15 protein-coding genes are annotated in these 14579 nt (G+C 42.4%); 11 read left to right on the top strand and 4 right to left on the bottom strand.

Going from position 1 to position 14579, the window contains the following annotated elements:
- The first annotated feature begins 5 nt into the window (after positions 1-5).
- From ACXM1Q_RS04545 to ACXM1Q_RS04510, 8 genes are all read left to right on the top strand, one after another.
- A complete protein-coding gene (locus ACXM1Q_RS04545) occupies positions 6-1214 on the top strand; it encodes an efflux RND transporter periplasmic adaptor subunit (protein WP_458516573.1) in 1209 nt (402 codons plus the stop codon).
- The gene (locus ACXM1Q_RS04540; protein WP_135037558.1) at positions 1198-1893 is read left to right on the top strand and encodes an ABC transporter ATP-binding protein; all 696 of its coding nucleotides are present in this window, start codon (positions 1198-1200) and stop codon (positions 1891-1893) included. Before ACXM1Q_RS04545 ends, ACXM1Q_RS04540 begins: the two co-directional genes overlap by 17 nt.
- Complete coding sequence (locus ACXM1Q_RS04535) at positions 1893-3158, top strand: ABC transporter permease (protein WP_458516570.1); 1266 nt, start codon at positions 1893-1895, stop codon at positions 3156-3158. The genes ACXM1Q_RS04540 and ACXM1Q_RS04535 overlap by 1 nt, the downstream gene beginning before the upstream one ends.
- Positions 3159-3509: 351 nt before the next feature.
- Positions 3510-4247, top strand: a complete 738-nt coding sequence (gene pyrH, locus ACXM1Q_RS04530) for a UMP kinase (RefSeq protein WP_135037564.1) — start codon at positions 3510-3512, stop codon at positions 4245-4247.
- Between the two features lie 3 nt (positions 4248-4250).
- Positions 4251-4808 (top strand): ribosome recycling factor, encoded by a 558-nt coding sequence (frr, locus tag ACXM1Q_RS04525; RefSeq protein ID WP_135037567.1) that lies wholly within the window; start codon positions 4251-4253, stop codon positions 4806-4808.
- Between the two features lie 51 nt (positions 4809-4859).
- Complete coding sequence (cvfB, locus tag ACXM1Q_RS04520) at positions 4860-5732, top strand: RNA-binding virulence regulatory protein CvfB (protein WP_458516567.1); 873 nt, start codon at positions 4860-4862, stop codon at positions 5730-5732.
- Complete coding sequence (locus ACXM1Q_RS04515) at positions 5725-5940, top strand: YozE family protein (protein WP_458516565.1); 216 nt, start codon at positions 5725-5727, stop codon at positions 5938-5940. Before cvfB ends, ACXM1Q_RS04515 begins: the two co-directional genes overlap by 8 nt.
- Before the next feature lie 62 nt (positions 5941-6002).
- Complete coding sequence (locus tag ACXM1Q_RS04510; protein WP_458516563.1) at positions 6003-6977, top strand: PhoH family protein; 975 nt, start codon at positions 6003-6005, stop codon at positions 6975-6977.
- Positions 6978-7022: 45 nt separating this feature from the next.
- On the opposite strand, the gene ACXM1Q_RS04505 is transcribed toward ACXM1Q_RS04510, so the two are convergent.
- The 4 genes from ACXM1Q_RS04505 to ACXM1Q_RS04490 form a co-directional block, all read right to left on the bottom strand.
- Positions 7023-7340, bottom strand: a complete 318-nt coding sequence (locus ACXM1Q_RS04505; RefSeq protein ID WP_458516561.1) for a DUF960 family protein — start codon at positions 7338-7340, stop codon at positions 7023-7025.
- Positions 7341-7399: 59 nt separating this feature from the next.
- Positions 7400-7933 carry a nucleoside tri-diphosphate phosphatase gene (gene ntdP / locus ACXM1Q_RS04500; protein ID WP_160332906.1) on the bottom strand — a complete coding sequence of 178 codons (534 nt, stop codon included), beginning with the start codon at positions 7931-7933 and terminating at the stop codon, positions 7400-7402.
- Between the two features lie 92 nt (positions 7934-8025).
- Positions 8026-8823, bottom strand: a complete 798-nt coding sequence (gene recX, locus ACXM1Q_RS04495) for a recombination regulator RecX (protein WP_458516558.1) — start codon at positions 8821-8823, stop codon at positions 8026-8028.
- A 31-nt stretch (positions 8824-8854) separates the two neighbouring features.
- Positions 8855-9763: a DUF6287 domain-containing protein gene (locus ACXM1Q_RS04490; RefSeq protein ID WP_458516556.1), complete on the bottom strand. Its 909-nt coding sequence runs from the start codon at positions 9761-9763 to the stop codon at positions 8855-8857.
- A 131-nt stretch (positions 9764-9894) separates the two neighbouring features.
- Here ACXM1Q_RS04490 and rlmD point away from each other — a divergent pair, with 131 nt between their 5' ends.
- The 3 genes from rlmD to ACXM1Q_RS04475 all read left to right on the top strand — a co-directional run.
- Positions 9895-11256 (top strand): 23S rRNA (uracil(1939)-C(5))-methyltransferase RlmD, encoded by a 1362-nt coding sequence (gene rlmD / locus ACXM1Q_RS04485; protein ID WP_458516554.1) that lies wholly within the window; start codon positions 9895-9897, stop codon positions 11254-11256.
- Positions 11256-11507, top strand: a complete 252-nt coding sequence (locus ACXM1Q_RS04480; RefSeq protein ID WP_458516552.1) for a DUF1912 family protein — start codon at positions 11256-11258, stop codon at positions 11505-11507. Before rlmD ends, ACXM1Q_RS04480 begins: the two co-directional genes overlap by 1 nt.
- A gap of 221 nt (positions 11508-11728) precedes the next feature.
- On the top strand, positions 11729-14579 hold a 2851-nt coding region (locus tag ACXM1Q_RS04475; protein WP_458516550.1), incomplete at its 3' end, for a MucBP domain-containing protein.

The following is a 14579-nucleotide window of genomic DNA, read 5'->3' as shown; positions in this document are numbered from 1 at the left end:
ATACGATGAAAAAATTCTCCTTTGATAAAAAAAATCTTAGCAAGGGTAAGATTGCCATGGGGGCAGGTGCAGCTGTTCTTGTTTTTGCTGTTGGAGGAATGCTACTAAATAGTTTCTCCGGTGATGTCGAGCAGACACAATCTGGTTATCAGATTGCTAAGGTAAAGTCTGGAAATGTTGCTTCCAATACCCTTCTAACAGGTCAGATTGCGGCTAATCGTGAACAATATGTTTACTTAGATGCTGGTAAGGGAGATCTCCAAGATGTCTTGGTGAATGTTGGAGATTATGTCGGTGTTGGAACACCATTGGTACAGTATCAAAGTCAAAATGCTCAATTGGATTATGATATAGCACAGCGGGCTGTTAATAAAGTTGACCGTCAAATTTATACAGCTGAGGTTTATGGGATTGATGCAGCTACTGGCTCAGCTGGAGCTGCTACAGCCACAGATTCTAATGATCTTAGCGCAGGTTATGGTTATAGTGCGGCTACGGGTGCAGCTCAACAGAATGCTCAAAATTCTCTGTATGATTTGTATGATAGTCGTGAGGATGCGGTAGCAGGTCTTGAAAAAGCAGGAAACACGTTGAACGCAACGACTGTCTACTCTAACATTGAAGGGACTGTTGTTGAAGTGAATCGAGATGTGGCAAAATCAGCAACAGGAGCAGGTCAGGTCTTGGTGCATATTGTGAGCGAAGATGGCTTGCAAGTTAAAGGTGATGTGACAGAATATACTCTTCCAAACATTACTAAGGGACAGAAGGTCAAAATCACTTCTAAAGTTTTCCCTGGTAAGACTTGGGAGGGCGAGTTCTCTTACATTTCAAACTATCCTAAAAACGGTGGGGATAGTAGTGCAGCAGCGGCGAATCCAACAGATGCCGGAGCTAAATATCCTTACAATGTTACTATCAATTCAGACGCTTCTGAGTTGAAGCAAGGCTTCAATGTTAGCATGGAAGTTCAGAATGAAGGCAAGCAAACAGTGGTTCCAATCACAGCACTGGTGACAGAAGGTGAAAAACACTATGTTTGGGTTGTTGGTAAGGATCGTAAAGCCAAGAAAGTTCAAGTTACCATTGGTAGTGCAGATGCGGAAAACCAAGCAATTTCTGCAGGTCTGAAAGAAGGCGAGCAGGTCATTACTAATCCTGATGATCAGATCAAGCAAGGTCAGGAGGTCGATAAGGATGGCGAATCTCATTAAAATCAGAGGACTCCAAAAATCTTACCGTAATGGGGATCAGGTTCTTCAGGTTCTCAAAGACATCGATTTAGATGTTGAAGAAGGAGAATTTTTGGCGATCATGGGACCTTCAGGTTCTGGGAAGTCAACCCTTATGAACATTATTGGTCTTCTGGATCAACCGACAAAAGGGTCCTATGACTTGGAAGGTCAGGAAGTTGCCCGTCTTTCGGGGAATAAATTAGCCCATGTTCGAAATCACCAAATTGGTTTCGTGTTTCAACAATTTTTTCTTCTATCAAAATTAACAGCCCTTCAAAATGTTGAACTGCCGCTAATCTATGCTGGAAAAAATGCACGTGAACGGTTAAAGACGGCTAAATATTATTTGGAAAAGGTGGATCTAGCTGAGCGGATGAAACATTTGCCGTCAGAATTGTCTGGTGGGCAAAAACAACGGGTGGCGATTGCTCGAGCCTTAGCCAATGAGCCAGCGATTATCTTGGCGGATGAGCCGACGGGAGCTCTTGATACCAAGACTGGGGATCAAATCATGGAATTGTTAACCGATTTGAATAAAGAAGGTAAGACGATTATTATGGTTACCCATGAACCAGAGATTGCCGCTTATGCAAGCCGTCAGATTATTATCCGTGATGGACGTATTACACAGGATTCAGCTAAGGAAGGAGGTCTGTAATGGAAACTTGGAAATTTGCCATTGCCTCTATCCGATCTCATAAAATGCGGTCCTTCTTGACCATGTTGGGAATTATTATCGGGGTTTCAGCGGTTGTATTGATCATGGCTTTTGGAGATGGGATGAACAAGGCCTTTACCAAGAGCTTGGCTTCTTCACAACAAAATGTCCAAATCAATTATTCTCCCATTAAATCCAAAGACGGGAGTGGAATTGTTAGCAGCCAAGAAGTATTGGAAGCTGAGAATGAATTGATGGAGGGAGGGCTCCCTCCACAACCTGAAGTAGCAGAAAATCAGATTGCTGACTTATTGAATATTCCAGGAGTTACCAAATATCTAATTTCGAACTCAGCGAGTGCAACCGTTTCTTACGAGAGTAAGAATGTTAAGGGAGCGACGCTTACAGGGATTTCAGACTCTTACTTTGAGTCTCAAAAATACCAAGTTCTTGCTGGCCGGAATTTTGTAGTAGCCGATTATGAGCAGTTTGCTCGGGTTGTACTATTAGATAAAACGTTAGCCAATAAACTTTTTGATAATCCGGAGAATGCCTTGAACCAGCTTATCAAAATTCAAGGGAACAACTATCGGATTATGGGCGTATTTGACTATGATAAGAATGATTTTACCGCCCAGTATCAATATCCGAATGGGCAATTACTGATGACTAATACTCAGTTGGCTGCAGAGTTTTCTGTTCCTGAAATTCAGTTCATTGTCATCGGTGTAGAAGATGTGGATCGCTCTTTGGAAATTGGGGCGGCGGCGGCCCGTCGACTGACCCAACTTGTTCGTCCTGGACAAGGAGAATATCAAGTGCTGGATATTGCAGAGCAATTAGCAAATATCCAGCAACAAGTGGGAATTATGCAGTTGGTTATCGGTTCGATTGCAGGTATCTCCTTATTGGTAGGTGGTATCGGTGTCATGAATATCATGTTGGTATCGGTAACAGAGCGGACTCGAGAAATTGGTCTGCGGAAAGCCTTGGGAGCAACGCGTCGAAACATCCTAACGCAGTTCTTGGTAGAATCAGTGGTTCTTACCCTTATTGGAGGTTTCATTGGTCTTGCGCTTTCTTATGGAGTTGTTTTCTTGATTGGAGATAGTCTCAATGCAGCCTTTGGTGGTCCTCCAGTCATCAGTATGCAATCCGTTGTTGGATCGACTCTCTTTTCAATTACGATCGGTGTTATTTTTGGATTGCTTCCAGCGAATAAAGCTTCTAAATTGAATCCGATTGAAGCTTTGCGCTACGAATAAAGACGAGTAGGATTCAAGAATTGGAGTAGCTGTGTTGGAAATGCGCAGCATATCAATAGAGATAGGGTCAAGTTCTAAGTTGATGGGTCATCAAATAGAACTTGGCCTTTTTAGGGCTCTTTGTTAACTGTAATGGGTGGATAGAATACCGTTAGCGATGATATTTAATTTTGTAGAGCTAGTTATCATCACAGCCTCTATTACTATAAAAACTTGCTTATTAGAGATATTTAGAACGAAAACTATTGCAAACAACTTTCTGCCCACAGACTTAATATGATTGTTTTTTAGTTTTTGACTTTCTGACTGGGATAATGGTAGAATAGTAAGGATGAAAAAAGGAGAGGTAAGATGGTGAAACCTAAATACAATCGTGTCTTGATTAAGCTATCCGGTGAAGCTCTAGCGGGTGAACGGGGTGTCGGGATTGATATTTTAACGGTCCAAAAAATGGCAGCAGAGATTGCGGAAGTTCAGGCTGCTGGTGTGGAAATCGCTCTGGTTATCGGAGGCGGTAATTTGTGGCGAGGTGAGCCGGCAGCAGCGGCAGGTATGGACCGCGTGCAAGCGGACTATACTGGCATGTTGGGGACAGTGATGAATGCCTTGGTTATGGCAGATTCCTTGCAACAAGCAGGTGTGGATACACGGGTACAAACCGCCATTCCAATGAACCAGGTTGCAGAACCTTTCGTTCGTGGACGGGCTTTACGACATCTTGAAAAAGGTCGGATTGTGATTTTCGGAGCTGGTACGGGTTCCCCTTACTTTTCAACGGATACCACAGCTGCTCTTCGAGCTGCGGAAATCGAAGCTGAGGCTATCTTGATGGCTAAAAATGGTGTAGACGGTGTCTATAATGCCGATCCACGGAAGAATGCTGATGCCATTAAGTTTGACGAACTGACTCACCGGGATCTTTTGAATAAGGGATTGGCAGTAATGGATTCTACAGCATCCAGCCTTTCAATGGATAATGACATTGACCTAGTGGTCTTTAATATGAACGAATCAGGGAACATCCGTCGCGTTGTCTTCGGAGAACAAATCGGAACAACTGTTTCGAACAACTCACAAAAAGGAGAATAATGAATGAGTAATACAATCGTAACTAAAGCACAAGAACGGATGAGCCAATCTCATCAAAGTCTTGCTCGTGAATTTGCAGCTATTCGTGCAGGTCGTGCCAATGCAAGTTTATTGGACCGCATTAGTGTGGAATATTATGGTGTAGAGACACCTTTAAACCAAATTGCTTCTATCACAATTCCAGAAGCTCGTGTTCTTTTGGTGACGCCATTTGATAAATCTTCGTTGAAGGATATCGAGCGTGCTTTGAATGCTTCTGACCTTGGAATCACACCTGCAAATGATGGATCTGTGATTCGTTTGGTGATTCCTGCTTTGACAGAGGAAACACGTCGTGATTTGGCGAAAGAAGTGAAAAAAGTCGGTGAGAATGCTAAAATTGCAATCCGTAACATCCGCCGTGATGCAATGGACGAAGCTAAAAAGCAAGAAAAAGCAAAAGAAATCACAGAAGATGAATTGAAAGGTCTAGAAAAAGACATTCAAAAAGTTACAGATGACGCTGTTAAGAAGATCGATGAAATGACAGCTGGGAAAGAAAAAGAGATCCTAGAAGTCTGAGTTCGTGAGAAGAGGTTGGCTGTGCCAACCTTTTTTTGAAAAGGAGTAATTATGGAAAGTTTATTAGCGACGTATATCGTGGGTCTTATTACGGATGAGAATGATCAGTTTTATTTTGTTCAAAAGGAAGGGCAGACCTATGCTCTCGATAAGTCAGAAGGAGAGTATGCTTTAGGGAATTCTGTTAAGGGCTTTACTTATGTGGATATGAAGCAGAAGCGACGCTTGACGACTATTGACGTGACTGCTGATCGTACGAGCTTTGGTTGGGGAGAAGTGACAGAGGTTCGACGTGACTTGGGTGTATTTGTGGATACGGGGCTTCCGGATAAGCAAGTGGTAGTGTCTTTGGACATTCTTCCAGAGTTGAAAGAATTATGGCCCAAGAAAGGGGATCGTTTATATATCCGTTTGGAAGTTGATCACAAGGAACGGATTTGGGGTATTCCAGCGAGCCCAGAAGATTTTCAGCGTTTGGCAGGTCCAGCCTATGATAATATGCAAAATCAGACTCTACCAGCTATTGTGTACCGTTTGAAGTTGAGTGGTACCTTTGTATACTTACCTGAGAATAATATGTTGGGCTTTATTCATCCGTCGGAGCGTTTTGCAGAACCACGTTTGGGACAGGTTTTGAATGCTCGTGTGATTGGTTTTCGGCAAGTTGATCGTACCTTGAATTTGTCTTTGAAACCCCGTTCTCATGAAATGTTGGAAAATGATGCCCAAATGATTGCCCAGTACCTACAGTCAAATGGTGGTTTTATGACCCTGAACGACAAATCTTCACCACAGGCTATTAAGGATACCTTTGGTATCTCTAAAGGGCAGTTTAAGAAGGCGTTAGGGGGCTTGATGAAAGATGGTAATATCAAACAGGACGAATGGGGAACAGAGTGGATTGGGGAGGATGACCATGCGTAAATCCTTTTACCATTGGTTGATGACACAACGGGATTCCAAGCTGGATTCGGAGGCTGCTAGTTTGGCAGAATTGGTCTTTACGGATACCGCTTTTCCCCGCCAAAGTAGCGATTTTGATCAGATTAGCCGTTATTTGGAGGAAGAAGCCTCTTTTGCCTTTAATTTAAGTCAATTTGATCGTATTTGGGAAACCTATATATCTCATTGAGGAAAGACAAGGAATTGGGAATTTGGTATACTGAATAGAAAGAAGCAAAAAAGGAGAATCATTTGCAAGAATTTTCGACTGAGTTAACCTTAAATCATCCGGATGATCTGTTGCTCTTATTTGGTTCTAATGAACGAAATCTGAAACTTTTGGAGGATTATTTGGATGTTGTCATCCACGCTCGGACTGAGCGGGTTCAGATTCTAGGAAATGAAGAGCAGGCTTTGGAGGCGAAGGCTATTATTCAGGCTCTTCAGGTCTTGGTGAATCGTGGGATGCAGATTGCGTTGACGGATGTGGTAACCGCCATGAATATGTCTAAGGAAGACCGCCTCCATCAATTTGTGGCCCTCTATGAAGAGGAGGTTTTAACAGATTTTCAGGGCAAGTCTATTCGGATTAAGACTCCTGGGCAAAAACTTTTTGTAGATGCGGTAAAATATCAGGATATTGTATTTGGGATTGGACCGGCTGGTACGGGGAAAACCTTCTTAGCTGTTGCCTTAGCTGTACGAGCTCTTAAGCGAGGGCAAGTGAAGCGAATTATTTTAACGCGACCAGCTGTAGAAGCGGGGGAGAGTCTAGGATTTCTCCCTGGAGATCTCAAGGAGAAGGTGGATCCTTATCTTCGTCCTGTTTATGATGCTTTACATAAGATTCTAGGCAAAGAGCAAACGAATCGTTTATTGGAGCGAGAAGTCATCGAGATTGCTCCCTTGGCCTATATGCGGGGCCGAACTCTGGATGATGCCTTTGTTATTTTAGATGAAGCTCAAAATACAACTGTCATGCAGATGAAAATGTTCTTGACACGACTGGGCTTCAATTCGAAGATGATTATTAATGGGGATATTAGTCAGATTGACTTGCCCCATAGACAACGATCGGGATTACTGGATGCTATGGATAAGTTGAGTGGCTTAAAAACCATTGGATTTGTTCATTTGACAACTCAAGATGTTGTTCGGCATCCCTTGGTGGCTCAGATTATTGCTGCTTACCAACCTCAAGACAAGGTGTCGCAGGAGTCTGAATAAAAAAGAAAAGGAGCAATTCTATTTTGGAATTGCTCCTTTTCTTTTTTATAGGCTAAATTCATCTGGGAGTAGAATGACCTGAGTCTTGTTTTGTTCAACGATATATACTTCCCTCGGGTAGTTGGGGTTAAAGGGGTAGGGTAAATCGAATTGAATCCAAGTAGTTGTTTGTGAGCTTCTATACTCTAGCGTGACTTTCTGCTCTGCATTTTTGAGAATTCTGAAATGCAGGGGTGAGACTAAATCAAAGACTCCTGTTAAATTGTTATCAATGACGACCCAGAATGAATCAATGAGCTCGGAAGGAAGGCTTGTGACGATGCCAAAGGAGGCATACCGTTCGCTGGAATTAGAAAAAGGCATTGGGACTCCTTTCGTTGGAAAAGAGGCAGGTGGAACCCACACTGCCTCTAAGGCTAACTTTACCGATTTTTGAGTTCTAAATAGCGTTTGTACCAAATATTGACGTAGGATTGGGAAAAGGGTCCTCGGCCATTATTGATCCAATCCACTAGAATTTTGACGTTCTCCTTGAGAATAAAATCAATATCCTCGGAATAGTTCATTTGTTTTTTATGACGTTCGTATTCTTCTACATCCAGTAGACGCTTTTCCCCATCGGCAAAGACTTTGACATCGAGGTCGTAGTCAATATACTTCAAAGCTTCCTGATCTAGGTAGTAGGGGCTTGCTAGGTTGCAGTAGTAAGATACGCCATTATCGCGAATCATTGCGATAATATTGAACCAATACTTCTTATGGAAATAGACAATGGCTGGTTCACGTGTTACCCAACGACGGCCATCACTCTCAGTCACTAGTGTGTGGTCGTTGACGCCAATGAGGGCGTTTTCTGTTGTTTTTAGTACCATGGTATCGCGCCAAGTACGGTGCAGATGGCCATCATGCTTATAACTCTGAATTGTAATAAAGTCGCCTTCTTTTGGAAGTTTCATAATCTACCAACTTTCTACAATACACTTACTCTCCAATTATAACATAAAAAGAAAGAGGAGCAGATAGAAAAGATTGGTTAACGCGGAATCGCTTACTCCTCCGTGTCCATCTGTTGGTAGAAGTTCTCGACGGCATATTTGATACGGTCGTAGTCAAATCCTTTACGAAGTAGGGCTTGCGTCAACCGCTGTTTGAGTGGGTATCCGTCGTATTTTCGTTGGTAGCGTCTGTAAGCCTTGTCCAGCTCTTTTTCGAGGAGTTGTTCTTCGGTGTCGGTATCTTTTTCCCAGCTTAGTTGTTTCATGGCTTGATTGATACTTTGACTGTTGAAGCCTTTTTGATAGAGGGATTGTTTGAGTTTGGTTTGTAGGTTCCGATGACTTAGGCGTTGTGCATATTTTTTTTGTAGTTTTTCAGCCTCTTTAAGAGCCAGCGGGCTAAAGTCGTATTGGTCTAAGAGCTCGGAAACGAGTTCAGGTGGGATTCCTTTTTGTTTTAATAGTTCTTGGAGGCGGTAAGGGCCTTTGTTTCCGGAGCGGAGTTGTCCCTCCAGGTAGTTTTGGCAGTAGGAGCGATCGTTGATCCAGTTATCAGCTTCTAAAGTTTGGAGAATTGTTGTAATCTGAGCTGGGGCGATTTTATATTTGAGTAAGTAGTCAGAGACTTCTTTTTTGGTTCGAGCCTGGAAGGAGAGATAGTAGAGAGCTAGATTCTTTCCATAAGAGAGCTGGGCAAAGGCTTGGATGTCTGCTAATTCTTCTGGAGTGATTTCCTTACCTTGTGAGAGGAAGTAGCGGACAATCGTATCTTCTGTGACGTAGAGGGCTTGCCCTTGGTCTGTTTCGAGGAGATAGAGTCGCTTTTTCTTTTCAAGTTTTGTGATCTTCATGTTGTTCCTTTAAAAATTTACCTCTAGAATTTTAAGGTCGAGTATACTCTTGGAATATTGTGGGTAAAGGATTGCTCCCTGTGCTATATTCGAGAACCAAGATTCGTTCCTTGTTCTGCTGAGGGTGATAACCTGGTATGCTAGGGTCAATGGATTCTCCACTTGGGACAAAATAGACGCTGAGAGATTTACCGACACCACTTTTATTGGCTAGATTTGCTCGAATAACGCCGGAACTTGTGATGTGCTCATCCTTTGTAAAGGGCTCTGGCAAGGCAAGAAAATTGGGTTGACTGACGACACCGTTAGGGCTGATGGTTAGGCTAGATTGATTGCTGAGCCAGGTTCCAGCTACAGAACTATAGTCTCCTTTGGCAATAGCTTTTAAATCCATACTAGTCGAGTAGACTGTGCTAGGTTCTTGGTCGAGAAGTGTTGTCTTGTAAGAGTCGATTTTAAAGTTGGAACCGTCAGATTTTATAATCCATTCACGTTTTCCAAAAACGGTTGAAGTGCTTTTATCCCTATAATCAACTTCCCGTTTAAAGTCGGTTGTGAAGTGTAGGGTATCCCCTTTTTTTGTGAGGTTTCGTACAGGTCCCCCTGTTGTTAGATAGGATTCAATATCAGGATCCATGATATCTTTAATGGCATCCTGATAGTTTTGACGATTCGTTGAAACAAAATAGCTAGCAATCTTGTCTTGTTTGGAAAAGACAGATTCATCGCAGGAAATGAGAAAGGCAAGAACGAATGCATTAACGTCCTTTTCCAGTTGGTCTGCTTGACTGAGACTGACTTGTGTAGCCTCCTTATCTTTTTGGATTAGAACCTCTTGGTTGTAGGACTCTATTTTTTCTCCCAAGAAAGAAGCACAGGCACTTGCGCTTAGTAAGATGAAAAGCGCTTTAATAAGGGTTTGAGATTTTATTGAGTTCATATGATAGTTGCTCCAGTGATTTTTTCTAGTATAGCATATTTGAAAATTGTTAAACGTGCTAGGAGAGATGTGAAATGAAGAAAGTTAGGCTAAACGTTCTCTTGTTTGGCTGTCTGTGTTAAAATAACAGTATGAAAGTTAGACAGAGAATTCCTTTAAAAATAAAAAAAATGGGGATTAATGGTGAGGGGATAGGATTTCACCGAGGGACCTTGGTCTTTGTACCAGGTGCTCTAAAAGGGGAAGATGTGTTTTGCCAGTTAACCAAGGTTACACACAATTATGCAGAAGCGCGCTTACTCAAGGTCAATAAGGCTTCTCGTTTTCGGGTGGATCCAGCCTGTCCGATTTATGAAACTTGTGGAGGCTGTCAGATTATGCATCTGCAATATCGGAAGCAGCTTGAGTTTAAGCGGGATGTGCTCAAACAGGCTCTTAAGAAATTTAAACCCGAAGGCTATGAGGACTATGAACTTCGTCCAACTTTAGGGATGAAGAAACCAACCTATTATCGGGGAAAATTGCAGTTTCAGACTCGGCGTGTGAAAGACAAGGTTGCGGCTGGATTATTCGCAGAAAGCTCTCACCGTCTGGTACCCGTGATGGACTGTTTAGTTCAGGATAAGATGACACAGGCCATTATCAATCGGACTTCTGAGTTGTTAGATCTCTTTGAGATTCCGATTTACGATGAGCGGAAAGGTCAGGGGGTTCGGACTGTGATGGTTCGGCGTGCTCGTAAAACAGGCCAGGTTCATATGATTTTTGTACTAAGTCGACGACTAACTCTAAGTCCTTTGGTGAAGCAGCTGACAAAAGATTTCCCAGAAATTCGAACCATTGCTGTGAATCTTCAAACCAAGAAAACTAGTGAAATCTATGGAGCGGACACTGAAATTATTTGGGGAAGGGAGCATATTCAGGAAGGGGTACTGGACTATAGCTTTGAGTTGTCCCCAAGGGCTTTCTATCAGCTCAATCCTCAGCAGACAGAGGTTCTTTATCAAGAGGCTGTTAAGGCACTCGATGTGCAGGAGTCTGACCATTTAATTGATGCCTACTGTGGTGTTGGGACTATCGGTTTTGCCTTTGCGAATAAGGTTGCTTCTGTACGTGGGATGGATATTGTTCCTGAGGCGATTCAAGATGCTAAGGTTAATGCCAAACACATGGGCTTTACCAATACACATTATGAAGCAGGGACAGCCGAGAGCATTATTCCTCGTTGGTATGCTGAGGGGTACCGGGCGGACGCGTTGATTGTCGATCCACCACGGACGGGTTTGGATCAGAAATTATTGGATACCATTTTGCAGTATCGTCCTCCAAAAATGGTATATATTTCCTGTAATGTTTCGACCTTGGCTCGGGATTTGAAAACCTTGGCGCAGATTTACCAAGTCGTTTATATTCAATCTGTGGATATGTTTCCCCATACAGCTAGGACTGAAGCGGTTGTGAAATTAATTTTAAAAGAAGGGAAGGGGTTATAATGCGCGAACAAGTATTTTTAGAGGAAATGGAACAGTGGTTAAAATTACAAGTAAGCACCAATGAGATGGCTGTCATGGAGAGCCGTAGGCTTTGGGAAGAAGAACAGGATGAGTTAGCACAGGAGGCCTTCATTCGCTATGAGAGTCGCCTAGATGCGTATACATTTTTACTGGGGAAATTTATGAATTTTCATGATGGAAAAAGTTTTCATGAATTACCAGAGGATTTACTTGGTAAAAAACTTTATTAAGCAACATGAAGATGGCTGGTGTAATGACCAGTCATTTTTTGTAACCACTTTGGCTATTTTTGCTCAAAAGAGGGAGTTACTAGGAAGGAGTGGTATTTTCCTTTTGGGAAAAGAGTCTTATGAGAGGTTTGTTGGGAAAAACTATAATTTTTTGTTTTACTTGAGGTAGCCTTTTGTATATAATAGAAAATGGAATCTTTATAGAAAGGATAGGAATATTCATGAGGAACCGAAAGAGTTTTGATTGGTATGCGATGAGACAACGTTTCTCATTTCGGAAATACCACTTTGGACTTGCAAGTGTTTTCTTAGGAATTGTTCTCTCTCAAGGAGCGGGAGTGGCCCACGCAGAAGAAACTGCAAGTTCTTCCAATGATTCTGAGGCTTCTAATCAGGTAGTGACGGAGGAGACGCAGTCGACTGAAGGAACGACAGATTCCCAGCCGCTGTATTCTCCCCCGTTACTAGGTTCGATTAGGGAGACTCATCTTGAGAACACAACTGAAGAAGTCAAATCTGAAGTGAAATCTGAAGAAGTTTCCAAGGAAGAGGAAACCGAGGCTGTCAAAGAATCAGCAGCGACATCAGTTGTTACAAATGAAAAGGCAGCTGAAAAGGTTGAAGCACCACAGGAGGCTGTTGTTTCAGTGACTCCTGTTACAACAGTTTCAACAGTCGCTGTTGCAGCACCGACTCCAGTACCACAGGAGGCGACAGCAGAGGCGGATCATCAGGTGGAGTTACTAGATGATATTGAGAAACTGATTATCCACACAGTTTCTGTAGAAGAACTCCGGAAGATGTCGCCAGCTGAGATTTATGCACTGACTCGTCATGAACTCAGTGGTTTCAATATGACCAAGGAGATTTTCGAGTCGTTAACAGAAGATCAGATTCGTGCTTTGACCTTTAATCGTGATTATCAAGCCGTTGCGCGTGCGAATAATCAAGATTTACAGTCCGGTTTTCGTGTAGATACGGGTAGTCAGTCCGGTTATACGGTGACTCCTCCGATGAATACAAAGTATCCGAACGATCCAGTTGCTGGTCGTTTTACCCATACGGTTGTCCAAAGCGGTGACTACTACTTCACTTTAAGTGCTGAAAAGCCGGTTCTCAGTGGGGATGAACTCGAAAAAAGAGTATCAGATGTTTATATTACTGCTTTTGACAAAAATCATCGCCAGTTAGGGGAAGCGGTTCATCGTAGTACCCAAACAAGTGGTGGTTTGATTGATGCCTTCCTGAAATACAATAATACACGGATTACGGTGACGACGGATGGAGTTTCCGTTGAAGGGGATGGCGGATTAAAACGGGTTTATGCACACTCGGGAAATAATGATCCAGATGCTGTATTTGGTTCTTTATCTATTTCGCTACCGCGTTACACGAAGCAAGTGACTAGATACTTGAAAGCGTCTGATAGAAAAACCCCTGTGCGTGAAGATTATTATCAAGAAGGTTGGGAGTACTCTGATTATACAACTCAGCCTGTAACGCCGATTGAATTTGAAGGTAAGACTTACACCTGGGATCAAGTGCTACCGCCTAACCAAAATGGTAAGACCGGTAAGTTAGGACAACCATACTATAAGGGCGATGTTAACTATATTCGAGCTCGTGCTACAGCTTATGCAAATGGTCCTTTTGTAACTGTTTACCAAAAACGGGAGTATATTGACAATAATGGAACCATGCTGGTTACCGTGTATGCAACGCCACGTGATTCGAGCACAAATCCATCTGTTCCTAGCGCTGAAGAATTTTTCCAAAATATGGATAAGTATACGGTCTATACGGATAAAATGTATGGATTCAATAATACGACAGGTGCTAATATTGTTAATGATGTGAATGCCTTTTATGCTGCTCACATGACCGGTAGTGATATTTCCGTTGCGGCAAACTTAAAAGAGCCGATTATTCAAACGGTTAAGAAAGAAGAATCTTTCCGAAACCGGTTCCCAATGACAGAAGGTGGTATCAATACAACGGGAAATATCACACTTCGAAATCGTTGGGATGAAAGTTCCGCAGTTATTTATTACTATAATTCGACTGGAAGTGTCTATGTTACCTATAAGGATGTTGATGGGAATGTATTAAAAGTTCCACAAGGTGGGGCTTATGTAGATCGTGTAACAGATACGGGTAATGCTCTTCCAGGAACAGACTATTCAACCGATGACCATAAGCATAATACGATTAAGACAGAAGATGGAAAAACTTACAAACTAGCCCCAGCTGGAAGATATCCTGTTGGTGTGGTAGATGCAAATAACCATCTCACCTCTAGTGATGCTGTTACTGGTAAGGTTGAAGAAGGAGTTGATAAAACAGCTACCTATATTTACCAAGAGGTAAAAGGAGATGTTGTCGTTCTCTATCGTGTAAACGGAACGAATGCACCTATTACGGGAATTTCTTCTGATGGTAAGACAATTGGGAATATCACCAATACTCAAACAGAAGAAAAGACTGCCTGGGAAGGTGCTGTTATTGATACAGCAGCAACTTCAACTGGAACAAACTATTCAACAACGGATAACCGTCCAAGCAAAATTACAACGGCAGATGGTAAAGTTTATAAGCGAGTAGAAAATAGAGTTGGTGGTACTGAAGAAGGCAAAGTCGTCGAAGGAACCACACGGATTGTTTACTACTATGAACTCGCTAAAGGAAATGTAGTTGTTAACTATGTTGATGAGAATGGAACTGTTCTCCAGCCACCAGTCTCAGATGAGACAAATGCAGATACTGGTAAGGCGTATGACACAAGTGATAATAAACCAGCTACGATTACCTCAAACGGTAAGGTTTATGAGCTTGTACCTGCTGGAAATTATCCTGTTGGTAAGGTAGATGCTAACAATCACCTAGAATCGTCTGATCCAACTACTGGTAAGGTTGAAGAAGGAACCAAAAATGTTACTTACGTATATCGCTTGAAAGAAGAGCCAAAAGGATCCGTTGTGGTTCACTACAAGGATACAGAAGGCAACACTATCAAGGATTCTGTAAACGACGAAACAGATAAGCCAGTAGGTGAGGACTACACAACTACTGACA

The organism is Streptococcus sp. 10F2 (genome assembly GCF_054331515.2).
Note: the sequence above shows the minus strand (reverse complement) of the source record. Positions and strands in the feature narration are given on the sequence as shown.